This window comes from Faecalibacterium taiwanense (assembly GCF_036632915.2).
Lineage (GTDB): Bacteria > Bacillota > Clostridia > Oscillospirales > Ruminococcaceae > Faecalibacterium > Faecalibacterium taiwanense.
On the sequence record NZ_CP155552.1, the window covers coordinates 957,175 to 982,245 of the forward strand.

Consider the following 25,071-nt stretch of genomic DNA (forward strand, 5'->3'; position numbering starts at 1 on the left):
TCCTTTCAAGTTTTTCTGATTCCTATTTTCAGGGTCTGCTTCCGGCGCAGAATCAATTTTGCCGCCGTGTCAGGAAGGATGCAGGTTTTTTAACGTGCCCTCCTTTCGCGTCTGCGCTTTCTGCAAACCCCGCACACCAGAGCGGCAAGCATCAGCGCGCCGCCGCCTGCTGTATACAGTTTGGTACCGGCCCCGCCGGTAGAGGGAAGTTCGTAGTCGGACGGATCGGCCTGACTGGTGATCACAAGGCTGTCGGTTTTTACCGACTCTTCGGCATCATCGCTGATGGTCGTATCCAGAATCTTGATGTTATTGATTACTTCACCGTCAACAGCCGTTTTGCCAAAGTCCTTCAGCTTGACGGTGTAGCAGATATAATAGGTGCCTACGGCAATGGGGGAACCGGCAGAACCCAAGGTGATCTTGCGCTCACCATTATCATCTTCCCAAGTGATGCGGAGCGCTGTATTGCCGTTTTCCATGCTGAGCTGGAGCGAGTCTTCGACATATTCGGCGGTTACGCCGGTGGGCAGGGTCATGCTGTCCGCAAGCGTCAGCGGGCCGGCCTGTTCGTTCTGGACCACAAGCGTAACAGTGTAATCCAGGTAGGCATCGCTGCCATTGTAGCGCGGGTCCTTCACGCTCTGGTTAAGGTCATAGTTCTTATCGTCTTTTTTATCCTCATCGGGGGTTTCATCCGGGTTGATGGTGATATCAAGGGAGTAATCTTTGTTGACCTCGATCTGATTAAAGCCGCTGCTGGTGACCTCGCTCTGGTTCCACTGGAAATTGAAGGCAACGTTGCTGGTGACCTTGGCATCGGAAGTATCCGCGCCTGCGCCTTCCGCCTCTTTCCGCTGGATATAGTCTTGGTCGTACCGCAGCACGGCGTACCAGCAGCCGTCATTCCCCTTGAGCAGCTGGTAGCTGCCGCAGGTGTCATAATTGCCGGTATCTTCCAGTTTGCCGGAGATAAGCTCATCGTTCAGCACATCAAAGCTCTTGGGCAGCTTAACATGGACACAGTAGTCGTTTTCCTGGATCGCTTGGGCCGGGATATCTGTGACGGTCAGGCTGCTGTGCAGAAGCTCCGAAATGGTGGTGACGTTGGTATCCTCGTATTCAGTGCCATTCTTGCGCTGCACCTCCAGAGCAGTGAGGTAATCCAGTGCATCCAGACCTTTGATGGCGGTAATGGCACCTGCGTCATCTTCGACTTTGAAATCCGGCGTAGACACGCCGTAATCGGCCTGCTGCGCATTTGCCACAGACACCAGCGTTGTCACCTGCGAAGCATTCAGCGTGACTTTAGCCACCTTGCCGTCCACATCGCCGGAGATCACGGTCAGGGTGCCGAAATCTTCGTCCACATCGCTCACGATGCCAACGGTGCTGGCATCCACGGTGTATTCCTCAATGTGGGGCGCGGTGTCGGTGGTGGCCGCAGCATCCATGGAGAGCAGGGCAATGTCGGCATCGGCGGAATCATCCTGCACCTGCAACGGCTGGCTTTCCGCGGCCACGGCCTTGGTCACGGTGCCATTGTAAATGACGATATCACCGGGCATTGCGGCATCAGACGGCAGATCACCGTCAAAATCCATGGCATAGCCGCTGCCGGTCTCTTCGTTGTACAGCGCGCTGCGCAGCTGGCTGTGCAAAGACAGCACGCTGGAAACCTGCGGGATAGCGCTCTGGGGGATATCGGCATATTTCAGGCAGTAGGAAAGGAACATCACGTCCCATGGGCCGTAGTCGTTGCCGTAGTCGTTGCCGTAGCGGGTGTAGTGGCGCACGGTCTCGCCGTCGGCATCGTCCAGCTGGAAGTTGCGCTCGCTCTGCTCATAGCCCAGCTGGCTCTCGGCTACGGCCAGCAGGTCGTCGGCCCAGTTGCCGCTCAGCGTGGTGCCGGTCTGCGCCAGCCATTCGTCCTCGTCCTGCGTGCCGTCCAGCGGGTCGGACAGGCAGTTCACCGTGTGGTGATGCTCCGGCAGGCCGCAGACCAGCACTTCCTCGTAGCAGGCATCGGTGTGGTGGTGCACCGGGGTCTCGGTCACAGGATCGACCACCACGGGCTTTGCGGCCACCGGCTCCTCAAACAGGGCCACCGGGTCATAATCGGGGTTCACTTCTTCTACAAGCTCGCCCTCTTCCAGACCGCACACCAGCTCATAGGTGGTGGTGTAGCAGCTGTCGTCGTGGGTGTGCTCGAATTTATCGCAGATGAAGGTGACACCATCCTCATCAAAACAGCTGTCGTCGTGGGTGTGCTCTTCTTCCAGGCAGGTCAGCTCCTGCACTTCCTGGTAGCAGTCGTCGGTGTGCTCATGGGGCACAAAGATGTACTCCGGCTCTGCGGAATGGGCTGCAATGCCGGGATCATCCGCATCCACGCCGAACGCATCATCATCCATGTCGAATGTATCATCAAAAGACATGCCGTCGTCCGTCATGGTGGCGTTCCAGTCCTCCGGTTCGCCTTCCTCATAGCCGCACACCAGCTGCTTTTCATAGCAGGCAGCAGTGTGCTCGTGCTCCAACTCGCCGCACAGATATTCGGCCGTTTTGGCAATGCCCACGCCGTGCAGCTGCCAGTTCACGAACAGGCTGGTGGTAAGCGCCAGTGCCAGCAGCAGCGCAGTATAGCGTCTGGCGCGCTGGTGGTTCCGACGGAACTTTTTCTGATATTCTTTCACAATATCCCGCATGATTCCTAAACCTCCTTAGTGGATCAACGAGAAGTTGGACAAGGGCCATACCCGCAAAAAAACCTTGCCCACGATCTGACTTTTTTCAACACAGCCGATCACACTGCTGCGGCTGTCAATGGAGGTGGCCCGATGGTCACCCAGTACGAAATACCGGTTTTCCGGCACCTGATAGGGAAATTTGATGTCGCATTCGCCCAGAGCCAGTTCGTCTACATATGGCTCATCCAGCGTCTGGCCGTTCACAGTGACCACACCGTCCTCGTCCAGTTCGATCACATCACCGGGCAGGCCGATGATGCGCTTGAGCAGAAGCTTGTTCTGCCAGTAAAATCCGCAAAGGTCGCCGGTCTTCATGTCGCTGCCCTTGACCAGCAGAATGATGTCCCGGTCCTGCAGAGTGGGGTTCATGCTGTCGCCGGAGACCTGCAGCACCGGCAGAAACAGGGTGGCCAGCAGCACGGCAACGGCCGCGACCACCAGCAACGTGTAGACAGTGCTGCGCAGCACCCGCATATAACGGCTGCGGTAGGCCAGACGTTCGCGCTCTGCTTCCACCTCTGCTGTGGATGGAATGGGCGTGAACCTGATCTTTTGCTCTTTCATTTGGCACGCTCCTCCGGCAGAAATTCCGTGCTGTGATAGCCGTCCAGCAGTTCGCTGGCCCGGCGGTCAAAAGCGGCCCGGCGCTGCTGGATCTCCTGCTGCGTCCGGGCAAGCATTGCCTTGCAGTCCGCTTCGGTCTGGGCGCGCTTGCGTGCGGCGGCTTCCGTTTCCGCGTCGCACTGCTGCTGGGTGCGGGCCTTCAGGTTCGCAGCCTCGGTCTGTGCCTGTGCAAGGATCTGCTGGGCTTCGGCTTCCGCCTGAGCGCGCAGAGCGCTGGCAGCGGCATCGGTGTTTTTGTTTGCTGCGAGCACCGATGCAACGTATTCATCAGCCGCAGCCTGCGCCGCTTCAAACACCTTGTTCAGCTCCAGTGCAGCCTGCGCAATGGAACCTGCGTTTTCAATATGGATCTGCCGTTCCTGCAGCTGGGCAGACAGGGCAGCGTTTTCTGCCCGGAGCCGGTCCTCGCTCTGCTTGAGCGCCAGAATGATCTCGACTAATTCGGTGCGGCGCATGTGCCGCAGTTCACGGTCTGGCATAATGATCGATTTCTCCCGCAAAAAGTGGTCGGATTGGGCGAACGAAAACTTTCGACAAATACGAAAATTTTCGCACCACAAAACCACATTTGATATATCAGTTTTCGGCGTGAAAGCGCCAGTTTGATGAATGACCTTCCACCTTATATGTTAGCACAGTATGCGTAACAAAAGCGTAACAAAAATGCCTTTTCCGTGCATTTTTTTGCCAAAGCCAAAGAAAAATTGTTTCTTTTGATGTAAACGATTAAAATGCGTTAAAAACAAAAAGAACTGTCCCCACAACGGAGACAGTTCTTGAAAAACAGATGAAAATAGAAGCCGGATCAGAAGCTCTTCAGCAGATCGCCCAGAGTCAGGAAGGACTGGTAGATCACGTTGACATTGTTGATGATGGAGCTTGCACCGGAGAAGATGCGGGCAATGGCGTTGAACACCTTACCGACATTCAGGAAGCTGTTATAAGCGTCGCGGGCACCACCGTCCAGATAGACCATTTCCTCTTCGCTGATGGAGGCATAGTTTGCGGGCAGTTTCATAGTAGACATGGAGATTTTCCTTTCTATTGATAAAATTGATACAGTGTGTGGAAAGACTTAAATAAAGGCAGCCACGGCCAGCGTGGTGATCAGAGCACCGGCTACCGTCAGAACGCTCAAAATCGGGCCGTCATCGTATTCCTGCGCGGTCTGTTCCGGCTGAGCGGGCGTGGATGTGCTGGTGGAAGTGGTGGCATTTTTCACGGTCCAGTGTGCGTACACAGTGGTATCACCGGTAAACACCGTAGAGGTGCTGATTTTTGTGCCGCCCACCGGCTCGGTATACCAGCCGTCAAAGGTGTAGCCTTCCAGCGCAGGCTGCGCGGGCAGGGCACTGAGTTTGCCGCTCAGATTGGTGGTGACTGCCACAGCGGAGCTGCTGCCGCCCATGGCATCCAAACCAATGGTGTAGACCTGCGAATCCTTGTCTTCTGCGGCAAAGGCAGAGGGCAGTGCACAGCAGAGCAGTGCAGCGCTGAGCAGACCGAGGACCAGTATTTTCAAGATCTTTTTCATATGACTCCTCGCTTTCCTGACGAATTGGGATGTGGTGCCTGCCGGGAACGGAAACACCAGAACAGACCTCGATGTCCCCGCCATGAGGCAGTAGACGAAAAAGCCGGGAAGAGGAGGTTTATTCAATCCTATATTTACCACATATAGTGTAACAAAAGCGCAACAAAATGGGCGTATTCTGTTGTTATGATGAAAAAATTGGTTTTTCACAAATTGCAGGCTGCAAAAGGCGGCACAGAGCCGCCGCAAAAGCGGAAAAGTGGAACCTTCCCCTTGTGGAAAAACAAAGAATATGGTATAATATCTTGCACGATGCGCCATCGCCAAGCGGTAAGGCAGGGGACTTTGACTCCCCCATCGTAGGTTCGACTCCTGCTGGCGCAACCAAAAGCCCCGTCATCCTGAAAAGGCTGACGGGGCTTTTTGCATCACTTTTCCACAAAATGCGGCTGAACGGTGCAAAGCTCAGCGGCGGCGGATCTTTCTGGTGGGCTTGCGGCGGTTCCAGCCGTTCAGGAACGTCCACAAAAAGTAAATTGCGGCAGAGATAATACTCAGCGTTATCACAACTTTGAGGTACAGACTGCCCAGAAACTCCCGGAACCGGGCCACCGTGAACAGCAGCGGGTTCAGGCTGACATCCTGCCCGGCGATCAGGTCCACCACGCCGATGGTCTCACCGGCAAGCTTCAGCTCCACGGTACCCACCACATCGCCCTGCTGGACAGGAGCACACACAGAATCCGGCAGGTGGAAATATTTCTGGGTCACGCTGCCGTCGCCGGTGGAAGGCAGCAGGGTCATCATGCTGTCGGCGGGATACAGCTGCAGGGAGCTGGTATCGGAGGAATACTTCACCGGGATCTCGGCCAGCGTAAGGTCGGTGTCCAGTGCGGCCTGAATGGAAAAGCTGTCGAACACCCAGTCCATCAGCTTCACGGTCTCGCACAGGGCCGGGCGACGGTTGGCGTAGCCGAAATCGTCGCAGGTGTCCGGGCTTTGCATCACGCAGAAAATATAGGTGGCACCATCCTTATTGGCCCATGAAACATAGCTCTGATTGCCACTGTCGCTTTTGAATGCGGTCACATCGCACATGCCGCCCTGCATGGCGCTGCGGTAGTATTTGCCGCCGCTGGATTTGCTCAGCGCGGCATTCTGGCTGACCAGAACAGACGAAGAACGGTGTTTTTCTTTGGCGGGCATGGTAAAGCTGGGCGCACCGGAAACCTCCACAAAGGCATCAAAGCTCATCAGATAGCGCAGGATCAGGTACATATCCACGGCACAGGTCACGTTGCCGCTGTCGATGCCGCAGGCATCCGTCCAGGTGCTGCCGGTGGTGCCGATGCGCTGGGACAGGGTGTTCATCTGGCTCACCCAGCCCGCGAGGTCGCCGCCGGAAAGGGCATAGGCAAGGCCCATGGCGGCTTCGTTGGCGTTGCGGGTCAGCATGGCGTACATGGCTTCGCGGTAGGTAAAGGTCTCGTTGGAGCGCATATCGGCGTTGTTGGTGTTATAAACGTAATCCGAGATGGCAAAGGGCATCTGGAAGGTGTCGTCCAGATGGTCGGCATAGTTGGTCAGCAGCAGGGCAATGGTCATGTACTTTGTCAGACCACCGGCGGATACCTGCTTTGTGCTGTCCTTATCATAGACAATGATATTGGTATCAGTGTTGACGATATAGGCACTCTGTGCCTGCACCTGATAGACCGGGGTGGGGTCGAACATAGCCCCGGCGGGCAGCACAAGGCAGCTGAACAGGACAGCGAACGACAAAACCAGCGCAAAAATACGTTTCATGTGGACAATTCCTTTAAAAAGCGATAATATAAAACAACAGGCAGCACGGCACAAGCGCCGTGCGCCGGATAAGAACGAGATCACAGCGGAAGGCTGTATTCTTTATAATAACAGGTTTGGCGGGGTGTGACAAGGCTTATTGTGCCGATTTCACATCCGGTCAGGGAGGACAGGAATGGTATATCTGACAGGGGACACCCACGGCGACATCGACCGCTTCAAGCACGGAAAGCTGCGCTGGCTGGGCAAACGGGATACCGTGGTGGTACTGGGCGACTTTGGCTTTGTGTGGGACGGCAGCAAGGAGGAACAGAAAAAGCTGGATTGGCTGCGCAAGCGCCCGTATACCCTGCTGTTTCTGGACGGCAGCCACGAAAACTACGACCTTTTAAAGCAGTATCCCACCGAGGAACGCTTTGGCGGCAAGGTGCAGGCACTGGGTGGCAATGTGTACCATGTGTGCCGCGGCAGTGTGCTGGAATTGGAGAACAAAAAATACCTGTGCTTTGGCGGTGCGGAAAGCCAGGATGTGGAGGATCGGGAACCCGGCGTGAACTGGTGGAGGGAAGAAATGCCTTCGGAGGAGGAATACGCCTTTTGTGAGGAGAACCTTGCAGCGTGCGATTACAAAGTGGATTATGTGCTGACCCACGATGCGCCAAGCAGATTTTTGGATTTTACCGCCCTTGCCAGCGGCGAGACCAACCAGCTGCACAGCTTTCTGGATAAAATTTTGTTGAAGCTGACCTACGACAAGTGGTTTTTTGGCTGCTACCATAAGGATACCCAGCTTTCCACCAAAAGCCGCTGCGTGTTCTGCGATGTGATAAGCATGGGCGAACGGCACGCAAAGCGTTCCGTTCGATAACAGGGGCCGCTGCACTAGCCGTGCAGCGGCTTTTGCATTTGCTGTTGCTTGTGCGCAAAAACCTCCGGATCAGTTCATGGCTCCGGCTTTCTCGAACATCTGCTGCACCTGCTGTTCCAGCAGTGCGTGCTCCGGCGCTTCCAGCAGCGGGTCGTCGGCCAGCATGGCAACGGCTTCCGCCTGCGCAGCGTGCAGGGTGCGGGTGTCGTTCATCAGGTCGGCGATCTGCAGGGTGGGCAGGCCGTGCTGGCGGCTGCCGAAAAAGTCGCCGGGGCCGCGGGTCTCCAGATCGTACTGTGCCACCGCAAAGCCGTCCGTGGTGCTGCACAAAAATTTTAGCCGCTTTTGTACGTTTTCGCTTTGGTTGTCGCTGACAAGAAAGCACCAGCTCTCCGCTGCACCGCGTCCCACGCGGCCGCGCAGCTGGTGCAGGGCGCTCAGACCGTAGCGCTCTGCGTTTTCGATCACCATTACGCTGGCATTGGGCACATCCACACCCACCTCAATGACGGTGGTGGACACCAGTGCGTCCAGCCGTCCGGCTTTGAAGTCCTCCATCACGGCAGCTTTCTCCTTGGGTTTGAGCTTGCCGTGCATCAGGCCTACCCGGCGCTCCGGCAGCAGGGCTTTGGCAATGTCCTCGTAGTAGCTCTTGACGGCGTTCAGCCCGCCATCCGGTGTGTCCTCGATGGCGGGGCAGACCAGATACACCTGCCGCCCGCGCCCGATCTCCTGATCGAGAAAATGGTAGAGGTCGCGCCGCTTTTTGCCGGTGATGCAGCGGGTCTTGACCGGTGTGCGGCCCGGCGGCAGCTCGTCCAGAATGGAGATGTCCAAATCGCCGTAGATGAGCAGGCCCAGCGTGCGGGGAATGGGCGTTGCGCTCATCACCAGCAGGTGCGGATTCGCGGCCTTTTCGGCCAGCATTCCGCGCTGCCGTACCCCAAAGCGGTGCTGCTCGTCGATCACGGCAAGACCAAGCCGGGCAAACTCTACGCCTTCGCTGAGGATGGCGTGGGTGCCCACCACAAGGTCGGCTTCGTCGTTCCGGATGGCGGCAAGGGTGGTGCGGCGTGCAGCGGCCTTCATGCCGCCGGTCAGCAGGGCCACCCGCATCCCGAAGGGGGCAAGCATCCGGTTCAGGCCTTCGGCGTGCTGGGTGGCCAGAATTTCGGTGGGAGCCAGCAGCGCGGCCTGATACCCCGCCCGGATGCACGCCCAGATGGCGGCAGCCGCCACCAGCGTTTTTCCGCTGCCCACATCGCCCTGCAAAAGGCGGTTCATGGAAGTCTCGCCCGCCATGTCGGCCAGAATCTCGCTCACGGCCCGGCGCTGGGCTCCGGTGGGGGAAAAGGGCAGGCTGGCCCAGAACGGGGACGGGTCGGCAAGCTGCATGGGCGCACCGGTGGCAGCGGCACCCCGGTTTTTCATCCGGCCAATGCCCAGCTGCAAAACCAGAAGTTCTTCATAGATCAGCCGCCGCCGGGCTGCATAGGCCTGCTCTTCGGTGGCAGGGCAGTGGATGGCCCGCACGGCATCTGCCTTGGGGAGCAGGCGGTATTTTGCCAGCATTTCCGGCGGAAGAGGGTCGGGCAGAAGCTCTGCATGGGGCAGCAACTGCCGCACGCACTTGGCGATGGCATTGCTGGTCAGGCCCTCGGTCTGGGGGTAGACCGCTTCAAAGGGAGAAGCCTTGATCTGCTCGGCGGTGCGCACCTGCGGGTTGACCATCTGGCGGCGCAGCATCCCGCCGGTAACGATGCCCTGAAAATAATATTCCTGCCCAAGCTGCAGCTTCTGGGCGGCATAGGGATTATTGAACCATGTGATCTCCAGACTGGACACATCGTCCCCGGCAGTGATGCGCTCCATCCGCCGCCCGCCCGGCAGGATACGCCCGCCGGGTTTGGCGAACACCTCGGCCCTGACGACGCACTCCACATCGGTGGGCGCTTCGGCGATGGAATAGGGTTTGGTGAAGTCGATATATCTGCGCGGGTAGTGGCACAGCAGGTCGGCCAGCGTCACGATGCCCAGCTTCTCGAATCGCTCAGCGGTCTTGGGGCCAACGCCCTTCAGGTAGCGCACCGGCGTATCCGGGGTGAGGGTGGTATGGTTTTCGGCGGGCATGGCGTGTCAGCTCCTTTCCTGGATGCAATATAGCCATTGTAACACGGAGCGGCAGCGGATGCAAATGGCCCAAAAAGGAAAAACCGGCAGGACCTTTGCCTTTGGGCAGGAACTGTGGTACACTCGGAAGAAAAAGAGGGGAGAATATTTATGGAGATCCGTAAGGGGACCTTAAAGGACTTGGAGGCCATTGCAGCGGTGGAGGCGGCCTGCTTCCCGGCGGCAGAGGCGGCTACGGCAGAGGAGTTTGCCGAGCGGCTGCAGCAGTACGGCGATCATTTTTGGCTGCTGTGGGAGGGGGAAAGGCTGCTGGCCTTTGTGGACGGCTTTTGCACCGACTGGCCGGACCTGACCGATGAGATGTACGCCGACGCCTCCCTCCACCGGGAGAATGGTGCCTGGCAGATGATCTTTGGGGTAAACACCATCCCGGCCTGCCGCAGACAGGGGTACGCCGGGCAGCTGCTGCAGCAGGCCATTGCCGACGCCCGGGCCCAAGGCCGGAAGGGGCTGGTACTGACCTGCAAGGAGGCCCTGGTGCACTACTATGCAAAGTTCGGCTTTGTGAACGAGGGCGTTTCCGGCTCCACCCACGGGGGCGTGGTGTGGTACCAGATGCGGCTGAAGTTCTGAGGGGGACGATCTGGAATGGCCTACGCCTTGCTCCGGCCGTATTCAGCGGAAGAATAATTTTTAAGAGAGCAATGCCGGAGCGTCCGCGGAAGCTCCGGCATTGCATTTTCACTGGAGGGGGCGTAAAGGTAGACGGCATTTGCAGTGCCGCTTTCTGCGAAAGTGCGGCACTGCGGCAGACTTTTCGGCTTAACTGCAAAGTGACCGGTTTCGCCAGAGGCTCTCCCTTTGAGGAAAGACTTCCCCGCTCCGGGGAGTCTGTCACCGTAGGTGACGGAGAGGGCGAGGAGGCTGATAGGGAACAACGCAAAACAAAAAAATCCCGGAAGCCGAAGGCTTAATAGTGACAAGTAACTATTTGGCTACGAACAGGGACAGAAGACGGTGTGACCGAAAGGTCACGCCGTTTTTCTGCGTCCGTAGGTTGATTCTGCAATACTGGGTTCGCTGAAAACAGGAATGTCAACCTCGTCAACGAAGTTGAAGTAAATCTTGATTTTCTGCCGCCGCTTGCCGCTGGACTTGTCAGGAGCAAACACCTCGATTTTCTTGATATACTCATTTACAATCGTCGGTGTCAGTTCGGTCACGTCCACATACTTTTTCGTCAGGGCAATAAAGGCATCCAGACCATCATTCATTTCATTCTGCTGTTCCACCCATTCTTCGGTCACTTCAATTTCGAGTTTTAACCGTTCCTGTTCCGCTTCATAGTCAGCGGACATTTTCTTGTACCGTTCCTGACCGAGATTTCCAAGAACAAAATCCTCATAGAGCCGGGAAATGATAATATCAAGGTCGGCAAGGCGCTTCTTTGCCTGTTCCACTCGCTTCTTATCGTCCCGGATACTCTGCTCCTGATCGGCACGGCGGCAGTGCAGCCATTCCTCTTGAAAGCCCTCCACATCGTTTCGGATATACTCGTTGACTGCCCGGATTCGTTCCAGAACCATCTCACGAAGCACATCTTCACGAATATAGTGTGCGCTGCACATTCCACGACCACTTTTGTAGCTGGAACAAACATAATGGTCTTGCTTGCCCTCAAAGCTCTTGCAAGTGGCAAAGTGCAGCTTGTTTCCACAGTCAGGGCAGAACAGAAGCCCGGAGAAGAAGCCCTGCCGTTCCGCTTTTGCGGGGCGGCGTTTGTTTTTGCGAAGCTCCTGCACCCTGTCCCACTGTGCCTGTGATACGATGGCATCCTGCGTATCCGGCAGGATGAACATATCCTCCGGGAATTGGGAATCCGCTGTTTCAGCTTGTAGGATTTGGAATAGGTCTTGAAATTACAGGTACAGCCTGTGTATTCCATCCGTTCCAGAATACCTGCAACGGATTGTCCAGCCCAATGATATGGTCTTTCCGGCATTGCTTTCCCTTGCGCTGGGCATACAGAGCTTTTGCTGTCAGGATTTTTGGTTTTCCAAAATTCTGGCTATGGCATCCGGTCCCTTTCCCGAAACGGTCAGGTCAAAGATATATTTGACGATAGGAGCCGCATCTTCATCCAAAATCCAATGATCCTTGTCCGCCGGGTCACAACGGTAGCCGTAGGGCGGCTTGCCCATGTGCTTGCCGCTGGTTCCCCTTTGGTGGAGACTGACACGGACTTTCTTGCTGGTATCACGGGGATACCACTCATTGAAAAGATTGCGGATTGCAGCCATACCCTCGCTGTCGCCCCGTTCACTGTCCACCCCGTCATTGACGGCGATAAATCGTACATCATAGCTGGGGAAGATAATGTCTGTGTACTGTCCGACAGTCAGATAATCACGCCCGAAGCGGCTCAGGTCTTTGACCAGCCAGCAACCGACAAGGCCTTGCTTTACGAGGTCGAAGCCCTCCTGTACGCCGGGACGATTGAAGTTCGTCCCGGTATAACCGTCATCCACCAGAATTCTCAGGTTGGTGTACCCATGTTCTTTTGCGTATCTGGTTAAAAACTCTCTCTGATTCTGTATTGAATTTGATTCATCAGCCTTGCCGCCCTTGGAATTTTCCTTAATATCCTCCACGGATAAGCGGCAATAGATGATGGTAATTTTCTGCTGATCCATAACGTCCTCCTTTGCGTTTTGGTCAGCTGACAGAATCGGTGTGCATAATAATATATTATCATAATTTTGTGTCTGTGTCATTAACAAGCCACCCCTTATCCGAAAAAATGAGCCGTTTTACCTTGTCGGTAAGCGGCTCATTTCCATCACATACAGTTTCAATGGTGTACCACGTATTTCCAATCAGGCGTTCCACGGTACAATGGTACGGCGACTGTGCCGCTTCCTGCCGTTTCCGGCATTCCTCCACAAAATCAATGGGCGGTTCAAAGATAGGGTCGAAGCAGGATTCCAAATCAATCCCGGAACAGGCTTCTACCATTTCCAGATGTGGCGTACCATCCAGCATCATGTTATTCAGTTTTGTTACAATATTTATCATCAAATTTTCCTCCTTAAATTTCCATATCCCGTCCGTGCTTGCGGACATGAGCTGTGTGTTCACGAGTTTCTTTTCCCCTTGCGAGGATGGCAGAAAGAAAAGTCCTGACCCGTTCTGCTGCGATTTCCAACGCATCCAGATAGGGCTGGGCTTTTTCTTTCAGTTCATTATATTTTTCGTTCAGTTCGTCATGCCGCTGTTTCCAGATGGAAGCGGATTTTACAGCGGAATCCAGTTTTTCTTTCAGGCGACTATTCTCAGCATTAAAGATAATCCCGTTGACAGCGTAGCGTTTCAGGGTATCGCACTGGTCTGCTGTGAGGGTGACATTTCCGGTAAAGGAATTTTTCTTACCCATTGCTTCAATATCCTGCACGGTTATTGCCACTGTCTTTGCTGTCTTGGTTTCCTTTTGCAGAGCTTTCAGCTTCTTTTCCTGCTTTTCTACGGCGGATTGGGTGTCAGCCAAGGTCTGTTCCGATTGTTCCACCTGTGCGGTCACAGCTTCCAGACGCTGGGTTTCGGCTTGCACCTTAAACTGTGTTACCGTCAGATGTTCCTCAGTGCTGCCACGCTCTCCACGCTCCACATCGGTATACCCGGCGGCTTGCATGAAATTGAAAAAGTCATCCTGCAATACACTGTAGGATGACTTCAAAATCTTTTTGCCTTTTGTATTCAGCATGGGATTGCCGTTCCCGTCAAGAACAGGTTTGGATTCCCATTTCTTACTGCGGCTGACCTGCATGATGGTTTCCTTGACTGTCCCCCGGAGGGCTTCGTCCTTGCACCGCTTCGACCAGAGGATCTGTTTTTCAACCACCGGGATATAGACCACATGGAGGTGGTAGTGGTACACATCCTCGCCAAGAGCTTCCGACATAGCCCGGTTGCGCTCATCGGCGTGCATGACAGCAGAGAGAATATACTGTTCACCGCCCACCACCTCCACGGCGGCTTTATAGGCATCGGCATAAAACTGTTTGGCAAATTCATAGCCGCCGTGATTGTAGAAGTAAGCGGAGTTCACATCGAATACCAGCTCACCGTATTTCACGGCATCCGCTTTCAGCCCTCTGGTGGAGATCACCTTGTCCTGTTCCATCTGGGTAAACATTTCTTCGTAACCGGCTGTCGGCTCTTTGAAATGAATGTTCAGAGAAGAACGATCCGGCACGATGTCCTGATTGCTGTAACTGTCTTTTTCCCGTTCGTTGTGTTCCTGCACCTTTGCCAGATCATCGGCGGTTTCTATATCCTGGTTACGGGCAACGGTGCGGTCAATTCCATCATTTCTTGCCATGGGGCATGCTCCTTTCCGAGAAGATTTGTGAGGGATGAGGGGCTTGCGAGAGGCACTTTTTCAAAGTGTAATAACCCACTATTACACTTTCATCCATACTGGCTGCAAAGTGCCGTGGGCTCTCCGAGGGCTCCTCCGGAGGGGAGTGCGGTCACTGCGGTGACCTCTGCTGTCCAGCTCGAAAAATGCCCTTTGCCTTTTCTCTTGTCCAGCCTGTCTGCCAGCAGAATTGTTCCACAATCCCTTGTAGGCAGCGGCAGCGAACAAACAGCAGCATTGCCGATTGTATTCACTGCCAGTCCATAGGAAGCACTGCGGCACTTCCTATGGGGACGGGAGCTGCGAGGGGATAAGATATGCCGCATCATCGCTCCCCCGTTTCTGCCACACGATGTCATAGCCCAGCACATCGGCAAGCTCGATGACCTCTTTGTAGCGGATGCTCTCTCTTTGGAGCTTTGCAGAAAGGTTAGATACGCTGTCCGACCAGCCATAATCCTCCGCCAGCTTGTCCACCACATCCTGCATGGTAAATCCGGCACGGACGATCTGTGCCTTGATTTCGTTTCGTACATTGCTCATATTGAAAAACCTCCATAATTTGTTGTAAAAAAGCGAAGCTGGTGCGCCCATTGGCGTGTCCGCTTCGCTGTTCCGTGTAATATTTGACTTTCATAAAATGCGATAGAAATATCGCCTGTGATGTCCTGCCCGCAAGTGACCCTATCCCAGTTTACTGCTTTTTGTGCTTTGGTCTGAAACAGCGAAAACCGCCATTATTTCGTAAAGACTGTTCACTGTCCAGAGAAGCACTGTTTCGCAAAATGATTTCGCCCTACGGTTAAAAACTTCGCCGTTTCCATTACCATTGATTTTCCAGCCCTCAAAAAGAGGGGTGCGGATGTTTCTAAGGCGGAAAAACGATAGTAAGCGAAAAGTACGTGTACCAAGTGCACGCTTGACAATCGGCTCCATCCGGTACGGATGGTACACGTACTTCTGAGTTACTACCGCTTTCATAGAAACGGTCTTTGCAGAAGTTCGATGCCCACAAACCCTCTGGCAAATCGTCCGCCGCCAATGTTGACCTTGTTGGTGTATTCAAGGTTGTATCGGCTTTCATTCTGCTTTAGAAACGAGCAGAAGCTCTTTTGGGAAAGGCTGTTCAAGGCGTTATCATCACACCACTGCTTGTAAACAGCGTACAGATTTTTGGAGCTTGCTTCATAATCTGCACGGAAGCGGATATAGCCCTCAGAAGCCAGAAAATCAATGATGTTGTTTCCGTCTGAAACGGCATCGTTCAGATTGTCCAAAGCCGACTGGCTCAGGGTAAATCGGAAATTATTTGCAATTAGACGGTGCAGCCCCTCCAATGCCCAGAGGAAGATACCCTCCGCTTCGGCAGCCATTTTTTCCGCAATATAGGGATCGTCTTTTCTGTTCGGGTCTTTTTCCTTGGTGGTCAAAATGATCTGTCTGCGGAAGAAGCCCACACTCCGGTCATGGAGAGCTTGCAGGACACCGTTCCCAAGCCCGATGAACCGCACATATAAATCTCCCTGATAGCTTTGCTGTCTCTTTCTCTCCAAATCCATAGGTAGCTCTGCGGTGATAATTGCTTTGATATTGTTGGTCTGGGGCAGTGCTTCCAGCTTCATATCATCGTCCAGCATCAAAAGCTCATGTTCCAGATCGGCACGGGCAAAGTTGCTTGTCTCCACCTTTGCCACACTTCCGGTTTTCATGTTGACACCCAGCAGCGCACGAAGAACAACACCGATCCGGCTCTTTCCTTCGCCGCCCTTTCCGGTGAGCATGAGCATCTTCTGACCCTTGGTTGAGGGAATGAAGCAATAGCCAATAAATTCCTGCAAGGTCAAAATGTCCTCTGGCTCCAAAAGCTGGGACAAAAAATGCAGCCATGTCACAGGCTGCGGAGCATCTGGTTGATAGGAAACGGGCAAGCGATTGCGGCAGTAATCTTTTTCCGCACTGAATGTGCCATCCAAATGATAGGTGCCGTTTGCCACATGAATACGGTCTTGGTACAGGAGAAGATCATCGGCACAGCACTCCATTCGCATTACATCCAGCAGATTTGTGACCCTCTTTGCAATGTTGCTGGTCACATAGAGCTTGATACGGTCATAGATTTCTTTTTTCAGCCTGTTTTCATCGTTCACAATGCCATTGACAGTGAAGAAAGTTCCATTTACCGTAATCATGGGATAGTCCCTGAGAAATTCTTCACAGAAAATGACTTCGTTGATTGCTTTGCCGTCAAACCAAATCGGCATATTCGTATCAGGCAATTTCCTGTTCTCTGACATGGCAGCGCACCTCCTTTTCCTGCTTGTCCAGTCGTTCTTGCATTTTTGCAATCGTTCCATCTGTCAAAAGTTCCTTGACCGTATCAGTCCTTTCTTCGTAGTCGCTCATAATGAGCAAATCGGTCAGATACTCCACATAGCCCAGCTCGTGACAGGCTTCCACGAACCTCTCATCAAGTTCGTCTTCCGGTGCTTCGGGAGCATACCGCTCTTTCCAGTCCTCCAAAAGATGAAGATACCCGGACAGCACATTCAGGCAGAAAAGCTCGTCCTGCTTCAACTGGTTTACACGGGGACGGGGCTTTCTGACCTGTGCTACCACGGACGGCGGCCTGTCCAGCCCGAAGTCCACAGCAAGTCTCTGCGCTGCTTCATAAGCGGACATGTCAAACAGCCTTGCTGTGAAGTCCACCACATCCCCGGCAGTACCGCAACCGAAGCAATAGAAGTAATCCTCGTTCAGCTTCAAGCTGGGGTGTCTGTCATCGTGGAAAGGGCAGCAAATCATCCCGGAGCGATTGATTTTCAGCCCGTAGTGTTCGGCGGCTTGCCTAACCGTGACCGCCGCCTTGACTGTTTCAAAAATGTTCATTTGCATAACCTCCTTGATTTTTCTCGATGATTTTTTCATCTGCCTGAATATACGCAGAAAAACGCTTTCAACCGAAAAATCAGGCACATCCGCAAGCAAAGCAAAAAGCCGCCCCGAAAACTTGCATTTTTGCAAGTTTTGGGACGGCAGTGTTCACACAATATTGGTTGATATTGTTCCGTAAATAGAATATAATTAAAGTTACTATGAACCAGGAGGGACGATGCAGATATGAAATACCTGTCTACATTTGAAGTTGCCGAAAAATGGGGCATTTCTCCCCGGAGAGTTGGTATTCTCTGCAACAATGACCGAATACCGGGCGCACAGCGGGCAGGAAGCCGCTGGATCATCCCGGAGGACGCTGAAAAGCCGACAGATGCCCGCATCAAAAGCGGAAAATATATCAAACTGAAAGCTGACAGAGAGGAGGAAGCATAATGGCAGATACTTATTTACCCGCCGATGTCCGAAAAAGAATCGTTGATGTGATGAGAGAACGCAAGATGACCCAGCGAGAGCTGGCACTTCGGATTGATGTAAATGAAAGCACAATCAGTCGCTTCCTCAGCGGAAAGACAGAGAAGTTGAGCGAAGAAAGCGTTATCCGCATCGCCAGAGTGTTCAATGTGTCCACGGATTTTATCTTGGGTACTACCGTAATCCCGGACAAAAAGAACTACGATATTTCAGAGCTTGGGTTATCTGTTGAAGCTGCAAAGAATCTTTATACCGGAAAGGTCAACAATGATGTAGTCAACCGTCTGCTTGAAAATCCCCGCTTTGCCACGGTTACTTATATGATTGCACAGTATATGGATGATACCCTTGCAGGAGGATATGCCGCACAAAATCAGATGTATGCTACCCTCAGTTCCATGCTGCTGGGGATAAACAAAACCAGTGCCGCAGTACAGGCAGCAAGAACCGCCAATGCTATGAAAGTTCCCGCTTATCAGGCTGACCAGACTACGATCCAGAACACCTTTATGACGGTGGTTAAGGAAATCAAGAAAGAAGCAGGCAGCGATTTGGCCGCAGCCAAGGCAATCAGCAAGGAAACCACTGAGAGGATGTTTACCGAGCTGACCAAGGGACAGGATACGCCCGTTCCGACCATTACGCCGGAAGCTGTTGCAGATGCCGTCACGGGCAGTGTTTCCGGTATGGATTATGTCAATCAGGAAGCATTGCTGAACTTCAACCAGTCATTGGTTGACCTTTTGAAAACGACTCTGCAACAGCCGGAATCACAGGGACAAAGCGATGACACCACAGAATAACGAAGAACTCTGTATTGCGGCGCAGGGCGGCGACAAATGGGCGGAAAATGCCCTTGTAGAGAACAATCTGCGATTCATCCGAAAGACGGCATATGAAATATGGAGCGCACAGCGGGAGCTGAACGCTGCCCTCGGCATTGAACTGAACGATTTGGTGCAGGAGGGTTCCTTGGGGCTTCTGGGCTGCATAAGCAGCTTTCAACCCGACTACGGGAACAAGTTTCTGACCTATGCTGCCCCGGCTATTCATAACGCCATGCTGGACTACATCCGCAGGCAGAATCCCACCTTTGAAGCCAAAAATCTGGACTGTATTATCCGTCTGGATGAGGTCAAAAAGGGCGAAAACAAGGGACGGCATGAATTTATAGCCGATTCCAGAATACAGAACCCGGAACAGATTTTCATCGCCAAGGAAACTCACGAAGAAATCCATACAGCTCTGCAAATGATTGAGGAACGAGATAAAGCTTACCTTTGGTATCGTTTTGGCTTTGAGGACGATGTACTCCATCCCTTGAACGAAACAGCGAAGCACTTCCACCTGTCAGAGAGCAGGGCAAAGTCCACGGAAAAGCTGGCTCTGGATAACTTCTGGTTGGAATTGCCTTGGTGGTATTGAGCGAAAAATAGTATAGATTGGAGAATTAAATGGAACAAATTTTAATCATAGAAGATGATACAGGCTTAAATCAAGGATTATGCCGTGCTTTGAAGTCTGAAAACCGCCAAGTCGTTTCCTGCCTGAATTTGAAGACCGCACGGGAACAGTTAGCTTGCGGCAGCGTATTACTGGTGCTTCTGGACATCAATCTGCCGGACGGCAGTGGGCTGGATTTTTGCAAGAGCTGAAAGCCGCCGCCCCGGTGCGCCCGGTGATTTTGCTGACTGCCAATGATACCGATATGGATATTGTAGTTGGGCTGGAACAGGGTGCAGATGATTACATCACGAAGCCCTTTTCTCTGTCGGTTTTGCGGGCGAGGGTCAATACGCAGCTACGAAAAAATGCGGTTTCTGTCCCTGCAAAGACTTTTCAAATTGACCGTTTTGTATTTGACTTTGACCAGATGCAGTTTTCCGCAGACGGTGCCAACGTAGAACTCAGCAAAACAGAACAAAAGCTCCTTCGTCTGCTGGTGGAAAATCAGGGCAACGCTATGAGCCGTGGCGATCTGATCGACCGCATCTGGACGGATGGAGCGGAGTATGTAGATGAAAATGCCCTGTCTGTGACTGTCAAACGGCTTCGGGATAAGCTGGGAGCGCAGAACTATATCCAGACGGTCTACGGCATCGGCTATATGTGGGGAAAGAAGCATGGATAATTGGATTGTAATATTGGAATTTTCCTGCGTTCTGGCTGCGGCACTTGCAATTTATGCAAACTACCGCCGAACCAAAAAGACGATGGACACAATCGATCAGATGCTGGATGCTGCCGTCGAGGGTACTTACTCCGAAACAAATTTTGATGAAAGCCGCTTATCGGCTCTGGAAACCAAATTTGCCCACTATCTATCCTCCTCCGCTATTTCCGCCCGGAATGTGACCATCGAGAAAGATAAAATCAAAACGCTGATTGCCGATATTTCCCACCAGACCAAGACGCCCATTGCCAATCTTCTGCTTTACAGCGAATTGATTGCAGAGGAAGAATTGCCCGGGGATATGCACTCCAATGTGGAAGCCATCCATCAGCAGACAGAGAAACTGCGTTTCTTAATTGATTCTCTGGTGAAGTTGTCCCGGCTGGAAAATGGGATTTTGACCCTATCACCCAGGCAGGAGTCTGTTCAACCGATGCTGGACGGTATTGCGGCTCAGTATGGTTCCAAGACAAAACAAAAGGGATTGGTACTGCAAATCTCTGAAACAACTTCTTCTGCCTGCTGCGACCCCAAATGGACAACAGAAGCCTTGGGCAATTTGGTGGACAACGCTATCAAATACACGCCCTCCGGCAGCATGACGATTTCCGCAGCAGAATATGAACTCTTTACCCGTATTGATGTGACGGACACGGGCATCGGTATTGAAGAATCTGAACAGCCGAAGATCTTCTCCCGCTTCTATCGTTCGGAAGCCGTCCGGGAAAATGAGGGCGTGGGCATCGGCCTGTATCTGGCACGGGAGATTATTTCCGGGGAGGGTGGGTACATCAAACTGACCTCGGAACCGGGAAAAGGCTCCACTTTTTCTGTATTTCTTCCGAGACAAGCTGAAATCTTACAAAACTGTTAGAATTGAACTCCGTCTTGAAAGATTGTGGAAAGAATTGTGTGATATGATCTGTATGCAGGAACATAAAACCCTGCATACAGATTTTTTAATGGAGGTACGAGTTTATGAATATTTTACAGGCAAATGACCTGACGAAGATTTACGGCTCCGGTGAAAACGCAGTTCATGCATTGGATGGAGTTGATTTAAGTGTAAAGAAGGGCGAATTTGTTGCAATTGTCGGCACATCCGGCTCCGGCAAATCCACGCTGCTGCACATGCTGGGCGGGCTGGATCGCCCTACAAGCGGCACGGTCATGGTGGACGGACAGGATATTTTCTCCCTGAAGGAGGAAGCGCTGACCATCTTCCGCCGCAGGAAAATCGGCTTTGTATTTCAGAGCTACAATCTTGTTCCGGTGCTGAATGTATATGAAAATATCATTCTACCCACTGAACTGGATGGCGGAAAGGTAAACAAGGCTTTTGTGCAGCAGATTGTACAGACGCTTGGACTGAGCGACCGTCTGGATGCGCTGCCCAATCAGCTCTCTGGCGGTCAACAGCAGCGAGTAGCCATTGCCCGTGCGCTGGCGGCAGCACCCGCTATCATTCTGGCAGATGAACCCACCGGTAATCTGGATTCCAAAACCAGCCAGGATGTATTGAGCCTTTTGAAAGTCACCAGTCAAAAGTTCACCCAGACAATCGTAATGATCACTCACAACGAAGAAATTGCGCAGATGGCAGACCGCATTATCCGTATCGAAGATGGTCGGATCGTCTCCCAGAACTAACGGGAGGTGGCTACGATGAATGTCAAAAACAGAAAATGTATTCGAAAGCTCAGCTTAAAATCTCTTTATGCGAACCGTCGCCGCAATCTGATCGCTATTTTTGCCATTGCGCTGACAACGCTGCTATTTACTTCCATGTTCACCATTGTCTTGTCACTGAACGCCAGCTATGAAACCTACCAGTTTCGGCAGGTAGGCGGCTATGCGCATGGCACCTTTAAGGATGTTTCCCCGAGCAGGCGGAACGCATCGCTGCCCACCCAAAGGTGAAGGCTACGGGGGCACGGAAGGTAATCGGTATCACTGCGGAGGGGTCTTTGCCAAAATACCGGCAGAGATCAGCTACATGGATGCCAACTGTACTAAATGGAGCTATGCAACCCCTACTACCGGACGGATGCCCGAAAGCGGCAAAGAGGTAGCCATGGATACGGCAGCGTTGCAGCTGCTTGGCGTAACGCCGGAGCTGGGCGCAAAGGTCACGGTTTCCTATTCCATTACGGACAAGGATCAAACCGCCTTTACTGTAACAGATGCCTTTACGCTGGTAGGCTATTGGGACTATGATGAACTAATGCCTGTTCATTACATCAACATCAGCCGTGATTACGCAGATGACATCGAAGCGCAGGCAGTGAAAACAGGTTTACAGCCTTTCCGCACCGATTTGAATGTCATGCTGGCCTCCGGCACAAACATTCAAGGGCAGATGGAGCAGGTGGATACCGATCTTGGCTACACATGGGACAGCTATACCGATCCCAACAGCGTCCGGATCGGCGTCAATTGGGGATATACCTCATCCCAGCTGGAGTCACAGCTCGATCCAGAGCTGATGGTCGCCATAGCAGCTTTTTTGCTGCTGGTGATTTTCACTGGGTATCTTATCATCTATAACATTTTCCAGATCTCTGTTGCGGGAGATATCCGGTTTTACGGACTTCTGAAAACCATTGGCACAACGCCCCGGCAGCTCAAACGCATCATTCGCCAGCAGGCACTTCTGCTTTGTCTGATCGGTATTCCGGCGGGGCTGCTGCTGGGCTACGGCATTGGCGCCGTTTTGGTTCCTGTTGTCTTGCGCTCCACCCAGTTGGATGCAGGCATCACCACCATCAGCACATCGCCTGTGATCTTCCTTGGTTCTATGCTGTTTGCCCTGTTGACGGTGCTCTTGTCCTGTTCCAAGCCCGGAAAAATGGCAGCCAAGGTCTCTCCGGTAGAGGCTACCAAATATACGGATGCGATACAGACTAAGAAAAAACAGCGCAGCACCCGGGGAGCCAAGCTCCATCAGATGGCCTTTGCCAATCTGGGACGAAACAAGAAAAAAACGGTGCTGGTGGTGGTGTCTCTGGCACTGTCGGTGACACTGTTCAATGCGCTGTGTGCCTTTGTGGGCGGCTTCAGCATGGAGAAGTATGTATCCACCATGACCTGCGCCGATTTTATCGTCAGCACTCCCGACTATTTTCGTTATAACTCGAGTGCAGATGAATTTATCACCCAGGAGCAAATAGAGGATATCTCCGCAAACACAAAGGCCAGTCTTTCCGGCACGGGATATGCTGTGCGAAAACCCGCCTACCTGTGGATGACGGAGGATGCTCTGCGACAGGACTATGCAAGGTACGAAAGCGCCGAGCAGTTGGACAGCCATATGAGCCGTCTGGAGCACCGAGGCAATATGGTGATGGGAGATACCAGGATCGAGGCTCTGGACAACAGCCTGTTTGACAAGCTGCAAGTGTTCGACGGAGATATTTCTCCTATGTTGGAGTCGGATAATCACTCTATTGCCATTGCGGTTTCCTTAGATGACTACGGCAATCTGCCCAATCCTGAATACTACCCCAAGGTGGGAGACACAATCACGGCTACCTATGCGGACGATGTGAAATATATCGACAGCCGCACCGGGGAACTCACCGAGGATACACCGGAGGAGTACTTTCAGGAAAAACTGTATGGAGCCAGAGATGTAGAGTACACGGTCTGCGCCTTGGTAGAGGTTCCCTATTCCATGAGTTATCGTTATGGTGGTATTGGATATAATGCAGTTTTGTCTGTGGACACTGCTCAGCGGGACAGTGGTGGTGCGGCCATTCCGATGCTCTACCTGTTCGACACAGTGGACGAAGTTGACGAGGCCGAAGCAGAGCAATATCTATCGAAGCTCACTGCCGGTGAGTTTTCGCCCTTGATGTATGAAAGCAAGGCCACGGCTCGCTCTGAATTTGCTCAGTTCCGGCAGATGTTCCTTCTGATAGGTGGTATCCTCTGTGCTATCATTGGGCTGGTGGGACTCTTGAATTTTTTCAACGCCATGATGACCGGTATTCTTTCCCGCCGCCGTGAATTTGCTGTGCTTCAGGCTGTAGGAATGACGAACCGGCAGCTCAAAACCATGCTGATCTATGAGGGAGTGTTTTACGCAATGTCTTCCGTAGCGGCGGCCTTTATGCTGTCGCTGGTGATGGGACCTCTTGCGGGAAAAATGCTGGGCAGTATGTTCTGGTTCTTTGAGTATCGATTCACCATTCTGCCTGTCCTGCTGACAATTCCGGTATTTCTTCTGCTGGGGTGGCTGATCCCCTGCATGATGTATGACAACGCAGAGAAATGCAGCGTTGTAGAGCAATTAAGGGATGCTCAATAACTGTTAAGCAAAAAACGGCCCTCTGCCAAGAAAAAGGCAGAGGGCTGAGTTTTAATCTAAGGGTTTACATTCAGTTACAGTTTTTAGATAAATTTCGGGATCACCGTTCAATATCAAGTCTGCATATCCAATCGGATCATTGTAGATCAGATAGTCCAATTCTGACCGCTGATACATATTATCGGCAACCTCATTCTCCACGGCGGTACAGTCTATTGAAATCATGCTGCCATCAGCGAAGCAAAGCTCCACGCAGGCGGTGTCGATGTTAAATTCACAAGAAATCATATTTTTCATGGTATTAACCTCCGATATACATATTTTGAAAAGAAAAACTCCCGCCCAATTCCTGTTAGGAATCAGACGGGAGTTCTGTATGCACCCGAAATCCGTCAGCTAACAGTTGATAAGTGAATTAGTTCCTTATCACTGTTAAGCCAAGCTTCCGGGAATCTTTTGGAGGTGACGACCAGATTTGAACTGGTGGATGAGGGTTTTGCAGACCCTTGCCTTACCACTTGGCCACGTCACCATATTTAGGAGTGAATTTCCACTCCTGTTGGAGCGGCCGACGAGGCTCGAACTCGCTACCTCCACCTTGGCAAGGTGGCGCTCTACCAGATGAGCTACGGCCGCATATTCGGTGCATTTTACCTTGCACCCATCATTTCTGATGCCCTGAAAACAAGTTTCAAAGTAGGTGAAAGCTTGCGCTTTCTTGGTGGCGACCCGGATCGGGCTCGAACCGACGACCCCCAGCGTGACAGGCTGGTGCTCTAACCAACTGAGCTACCGGGCCATATTGGAGCAACCGTTGCTGCTCCGTTATGGAGCGGCCGACGAGGCTCGAACTCGCTACCTCCACCTTGGCAAGGTGGCGCTCTACCAGATGAGCTACGGCCGCATATTGGAAACCCTGCTGGGTTTCCTTGACTGGTGCCTCCGATCGGAATCGAACCAATGACACGGGGATTTTCAGTCCCCTGCTCTACCGACTGAGCTACAGAGGCGCACCGGACGATGATTATTATACCTGAAATTTCGATTTTGTAAAGGGGTAAATCCAAATTTTTTTCAGAAAATTGAAACTTTCT

Annotated in this window: 22 protein-coding genes, 6 tRNA genes and 2 pseudogenes; 11 read left to right on the top strand and 19 right to left on the bottom strand. The window is 52.7% G+C overall.

Annotated features, from left to right (window positions below):
- Positions 1-89 precede the first annotated feature (89 nt).
- The 5 genes from PXT33_RS04770 to PXT33_RS04790 all read right to left on the bottom strand — a co-directional run bounded on the left by PXT33_RS04770 (position 90) and on the right by PXT33_RS04790 (position 4,908).
- Positions 90-2,708: an LPXTG cell wall anchor domain-containing protein gene (locus PXT33_RS04770; RefSeq protein WP_347070488.1), complete on the bottom strand. Its 2,619-nt coding sequence runs from the start codon at positions 2,706-2,708 to the stop codon at positions 90-92.
- Between the two features lie 15 nt (positions 2,709-2,723).
- The gene (gene lepB, locus PXT33_RS04775) at positions 2,724-3,314 is read right to left on the bottom strand and encodes a signal peptidase I (protein ID WP_005945336.1); all 591 of its coding nucleotides are present in this window, start codon (positions 3,312-3,314) and stop codon (positions 2,724-2,726) included.
- A complete protein-coding gene (locus tag PXT33_RS04780; protein WP_005945339.1) occupies positions 3,311-3,853 on the bottom strand; it encodes a hypothetical protein in 543 nt (180 codons plus the stop codon). The genes lepB and PXT33_RS04780 overlap by 4 nt, the downstream gene beginning before the upstream one ends.
- Positions 3,854-4,179: 326 nt before the next feature.
- Positions 4,180-4,401 carry a hypothetical protein gene (locus PXT33_RS04785; protein WP_223388047.1) on the bottom strand — a complete coding sequence of 74 codons (222 nt, stop codon included), beginning with the start codon at positions 4,399-4,401 and terminating at the stop codon, positions 4,180-4,182.
- A gap of 48 nt (positions 4,402-4,449) precedes the next feature.
- Positions 4,450-4,908 (bottom strand): InlB B-repeat-containing protein, encoded by a 459-nt coding sequence (locus tag PXT33_RS04790; protein WP_243139283.1) that lies wholly within the window; start codon positions 4,906-4,908, stop codon positions 4,450-4,452.
- Between the two features lie 313 nt (positions 4,909-5,221).
- Here PXT33_RS04790 and PXT33_RS04795 point away from each other — a divergent pair.
- A tRNA-Gln gene (locus tag PXT33_RS04795) sits at positions 5,222-5,295 on the top strand.
- A 78-nt stretch (positions 5,296-5,373) separates the two neighbouring features.
- Here PXT33_RS04795 and PXT33_RS04800 read toward each other — a convergent pair.
- Positions 5,374-6,714, bottom strand: coding sequence for a D-alanyl-D-alanine carboxypeptidase family protein (locus PXT33_RS04800; RefSeq protein WP_298638487.1), 1,341 nt, complete (start codon positions 6,712-6,714; stop codon positions 5,374-5,376).
- 175 nt (positions 6,715-6,889) lie between these two features.
- Here PXT33_RS04800 and PXT33_RS04805 point away from each other — a divergent pair, with 175 nt between their 5' ends.
- A complete protein-coding gene (locus PXT33_RS04805; protein ID WP_097773889.1) occupies positions 6,890-7,582 on the top strand; it encodes a metallophosphoesterase in 693 nt (230 codons plus the stop codon).
- A gap of 69 nt (positions 7,583-7,651) precedes the next feature.
- Here PXT33_RS04805 and recG read toward each other — a convergent pair whose 3' ends face one another.
- Positions 7,652-9,712 (bottom strand): ATP-dependent DNA helicase RecG, encoded by a 2,061-nt coding sequence (gene recG / locus PXT33_RS04810; protein ID WP_332376013.1) that lies wholly within the window; start codon positions 9,710-9,712, stop codon positions 7,652-7,654.
- A 150-nt stretch (positions 9,713-9,862) separates the two neighbouring features.
- Here recG and PXT33_RS04815 point away from each other — a divergent pair, with 150 nt between their 5' ends.
- The gene (locus PXT33_RS04815; protein WP_097773887.1) at positions 9,863-10,345 is read left to right on the top strand and encodes a GNAT family N-acetyltransferase; all 483 of its coding nucleotides are present in this window, start codon (positions 9,863-9,865) and stop codon (positions 10,343-10,345) included.
- A 398-nt stretch (positions 10,346-10,743) separates the two neighbouring features.
- On the opposite strand, the pseudogene PXT33_RS14800 reads toward PXT33_RS04815, so the two are convergent.
- The 6 genes and pseudogenes from PXT33_RS14800 to PXT33_RS04850 form a co-directional block, all read right to left on the bottom strand.
- Positions 10,744-12,486, bottom strand: a pseudogene (locus PXT33_RS14800) (DUF4368 domain-containing protein).
- Positions 12,464-12,787 carry a hypothetical protein gene (locus tag PXT33_RS04830; protein WP_347070491.1) on the bottom strand — a complete coding sequence of 108 codons (324 nt, stop codon included), beginning with the start codon at positions 12,785-12,787 and terminating at the stop codon, positions 12,464-12,466. The pseudogene PXT33_RS14800 and the gene PXT33_RS04830 overlap by 23 nt, the downstream one beginning before the upstream one ends.
- A gap of 13 nt (positions 12,788-12,800) precedes the next feature.
- Positions 12,801-14,090, bottom strand: coding sequence for a plasmid recombination protein (locus tag PXT33_RS04835; protein ID WP_195488830.1), 1,290 nt, complete (start codon positions 14,088-14,090; stop codon positions 12,801-12,803).
- Between the two features lie 324 nt (positions 14,091-14,414).
- The gene (locus PXT33_RS04840; protein WP_347070492.1) at positions 14,415-14,672 is read right to left on the bottom strand and encodes an LLM class flavin-dependent oxidoreductase; all 258 of its coding nucleotides are present in this window, start codon (positions 14,670-14,672) and stop codon (positions 14,415-14,417) included.
- A gap of 434 nt (positions 14,673-15,106) precedes the next feature.
- Positions 15,107-16,405 carry a phage/plasmid primase, P4 family gene (locus PXT33_RS04845; RefSeq protein ID WP_345786145.1) on the bottom strand — a complete coding sequence of 433 codons (1,299 nt, stop codon included), beginning with the start codon at positions 16,403-16,405 and terminating at the stop codon, positions 15,107-15,109.
- Positions 16,398-17,015 carry a CHC2 zinc finger domain-containing protein gene (locus PXT33_RS04850; RefSeq protein ID WP_173859778.1) on the bottom strand — a complete coding sequence of 206 codons (618 nt, stop codon included), beginning with the start codon at positions 17,013-17,015 and terminating at the stop codon, positions 16,398-16,400. Before PXT33_RS04850 ends, PXT33_RS04845 begins: the two co-directional genes overlap by 8 nt.
- 231 nt (positions 17,016-17,246) lie before the next feature.
- Here PXT33_RS04850 and PXT33_RS04855 point away from each other — a divergent pair, with 231 nt between their 5' ends.
- The 8 genes and pseudogenes from PXT33_RS04855 (at position 17,247) to PXT33_RS04890 (ending at position 23,977) form a co-directional block, all read left to right on the top strand.
- Positions 17,247-17,456 carry a helix-turn-helix domain-containing protein gene (locus tag PXT33_RS04855; RefSeq protein ID WP_173859777.1) on the top strand — a complete coding sequence of 70 codons (210 nt, stop codon included), beginning with the start codon at positions 17,247-17,249 and terminating at the stop codon, positions 17,454-17,456.
- Positions 17,456-18,298, top strand: a complete 843-nt coding sequence (locus PXT33_RS04860) for a helix-turn-helix transcriptional regulator (protein WP_173859776.1) — start codon at positions 17,456-17,458, stop codon at positions 18,296-18,298. Before PXT33_RS04855 ends, PXT33_RS04860 begins: the two co-directional genes overlap by 1 nt.
- Positions 18,282-18,920, top strand: a complete 639-nt coding sequence (locus PXT33_RS04865) for a sigma-70 family RNA polymerase sigma factor (protein WP_173859775.1) — start codon at positions 18,282-18,284, stop codon at positions 18,918-18,920. The genes PXT33_RS04860 and PXT33_RS04865 overlap by 17 nt, the downstream gene beginning before the upstream one ends.
- A 29-nt stretch (positions 18,921-18,949) precedes the next feature.
- Positions 18,950-19,626, top strand: a pseudogene (locus PXT33_RS04870) (response regulator transcription factor).
- Positions 19,619-20,542 carry a HAMP domain-containing sensor histidine kinase gene (locus tag PXT33_RS04875; protein ID WP_332376017.1) on the top strand — a complete coding sequence of 308 codons (924 nt, stop codon included), beginning with the start codon at positions 19,619-19,621 and terminating at the stop codon, positions 20,540-20,542. Before PXT33_RS04870 ends, PXT33_RS04875 begins: the two are co-directional and overlap by 8 nt.
- A gap of 104 nt (positions 20,543-20,646) precedes the next feature.
- Positions 20,647-21,318 carry an ABC transporter ATP-binding protein gene (locus PXT33_RS04880; RefSeq protein WP_195659728.1) on the top strand — a complete coding sequence of 224 codons (672 nt, stop codon included), beginning with the start codon at positions 20,647-20,649 and terminating at the stop codon, positions 21,316-21,318.
- 15 nt (positions 21,319-21,333) lie between these two features.
- The gene (locus PXT33_RS04885) at positions 21,334-21,588 is read left to right on the top strand and encodes a hypothetical protein (protein WP_347070493.1); all 255 of its coding nucleotides are present in this window, start codon (positions 21,334-21,336) and stop codon (positions 21,586-21,588) included.
- A 76-nt stretch (positions 21,589-21,664) separates the two neighbouring features.
- Positions 21,665-23,977: an ABC transporter permease gene (locus tag PXT33_RS04890; protein ID WP_347070494.1), complete on the top strand. Its 2,313-nt coding sequence runs from the start codon at positions 21,665-21,667 to the stop codon at positions 23,975-23,977.
- Between the two features lie 51 nt (positions 23,978-24,028).
- Here PXT33_RS04890 and PXT33_RS04895 read toward each other — a convergent pair whose 3' ends face one another.
- The 6 genes from PXT33_RS04895 to PXT33_RS04920 form a co-directional block, all read right to left on the bottom strand.
- Positions 24,029-24,274 carry a DUF6061 family protein gene (locus PXT33_RS04895; RefSeq protein WP_195488833.1) on the bottom strand — a complete coding sequence of 82 codons (246 nt, stop codon included), beginning with the start codon at positions 24,272-24,274 and terminating at the stop codon, positions 24,029-24,031.
- A gap of 160 nt (positions 24,275-24,434) precedes the next feature.
- Positions 24,435-24,509 (bottom strand) — tRNA-Cys (locus PXT33_RS04900).
- Between the two features lie 28 nt (positions 24,510-24,537).
- A tRNA-Gly gene (locus PXT33_RS04905) sits at positions 24,538-24,613 on the bottom strand.
- Between the two features lie 86 nt (positions 24,614-24,699).
- Positions 24,700-24,776, bottom strand: a tRNA-Asp gene (locus tag PXT33_RS04910).
- Positions 24,777-24,805: 29 nt separating this feature from the next.
- Positions 24,806-24,881, bottom strand: a tRNA-Gly gene (locus PXT33_RS04915).
- A 30-nt stretch (positions 24,882-24,911) separates the two neighbouring features.
- Positions 24,912-24,987, bottom strand: a tRNA-Phe gene (locus PXT33_RS04920).
- Positions 24,988-25,071: the final 84 nt, after the last annotated feature.

Bases quoted from the DNA above. Each gene is read 5' to 3' on its own strand.
- PXT33_RS04780 (WP_005945339.1), bottom strand. From the start codon at position 3,853: ATGCCAGACCGTGAACTGCGGCACATGCGCCGCACCGAATTAGTCGAG.
- PXT33_RS04880 (WP_195659728.1), top strand. From the start codon at position 20,647: ATGAATATTTTACAGGCAAATGACCTGACGAAGATTTACGGCTCCGGT.
- PXT33_RS04895 (WP_195488833.1), bottom strand. From the start codon at position 24,274: ATGAAAAATATGATTTCTTGTGAATTTAACATCGACACCGCCTGCGTG.
- PXT33_RS04835 (WP_195488830.1), bottom strand. From the start codon at position 14,090: ATGGCAAGAAATGATGGAATTGACCGCACCGTTGCCCGTAACCAGGAT.
- PXT33_RS04850 (WP_173859778.1), bottom strand. From the start codon at position 17,015: ATGAACATTTTTGAAACAGTCAAGGCGGCGGTCACGGTTAGGCAAGCC.
- PXT33_RS04875 (WP_332376017.1), top strand. From the start codon at position 19,619: ATGGATAATTGGATTGTAATATTGGAATTTTCCTGCGTTCTGGCTGCG.
- lepB (WP_005945336.1), bottom strand. From the start codon at position 3,314: ATGAAAGAGCAAAAGATCAGGTTCACGCCCATTCCATCCACAGCAGAG.
- PXT33_RS04785 (WP_223388047.1), bottom strand. From the start codon at position 4,401: ATGTCTACTATGAAACTGCCCGCAAACTATGCCTCCATCAGCGAAGAG.
- PXT33_RS04860 (WP_173859776.1), top strand. From the start codon at position 17,456: ATGGCAGATACTTATTTACCCGCCGATGTCCGAAAAAGAATCGTTGAT.
- recG (WP_332376013.1), bottom strand. From the start codon at position 9,712: ATGCCCGCCGAAAACCATACCACCCTCACCCCGGATACGCCGGTGCGC.
- PXT33_RS04890 (WP_347070494.1), top strand. From the start codon at position 21,665: ATGGATGCCAACTGTACTAAATGGAGCTATGCAACCCCTACTACCGGA.
- PXT33_RS04790 (WP_243139283.1), bottom strand. From the start codon at position 4,908: ATGAAAAAGATCTTGAAAATACTGGTCCTCGGTCTGCTCAGCGCTGCA.
- PXT33_RS04840 (WP_347070492.1), bottom strand. From the start codon at position 14,672: ATGAGCAATGTACGAAACGAAATCAAGGCACAGATCGTCCGTGCCGGA.
- PXT33_RS04830 (WP_347070491.1), bottom strand. From the start codon at position 12,787: ATGATAAATATTGTAACAAAACTGAATAACATGATGCTGGATGGTACG.
- PXT33_RS04805 (WP_097773889.1), top strand. From the start codon at position 6,890: ATGGTATATCTGACAGGGGACACCCACGGCGACATCGACCGCTTCAAG.
- PXT33_RS04815 (WP_097773887.1), top strand. From the start codon at position 9,863: ATGGAGATCCGTAAGGGGACCTTAAAGGACTTGGAGGCCATTGCAGCG.
- PXT33_RS04770 (WP_347070488.1), bottom strand. From the start codon at position 2,708: ATGCGGGATATTGTGAAAGAATATCAGAAAAAGTTCCGTCGGAACCAC.
- PXT33_RS04885 (WP_347070493.1), top strand. From the start codon at position 21,334: ATGAATGTCAAAAACAGAAAATGTATTCGAAAGCTCAGCTTAAAATCT.
- PXT33_RS04855 (WP_173859777.1), top strand. From the start codon at position 17,247: ATGAAATACCTGTCTACATTTGAAGTTGCCGAAAAATGGGGCATTTCT.
- PXT33_RS04865 (WP_173859775.1), top strand. From the start codon at position 18,282: ATGACACCACAGAATAACGAAGAACTCTGTATTGCGGCGCAGGGCGGC.
- PXT33_RS04800 (WP_298638487.1), bottom strand. From the start codon at position 6,714: ATGAAACGTATTTTTGCGCTGGTTTTGTCGTTCGCTGTCCTGTTCAGC.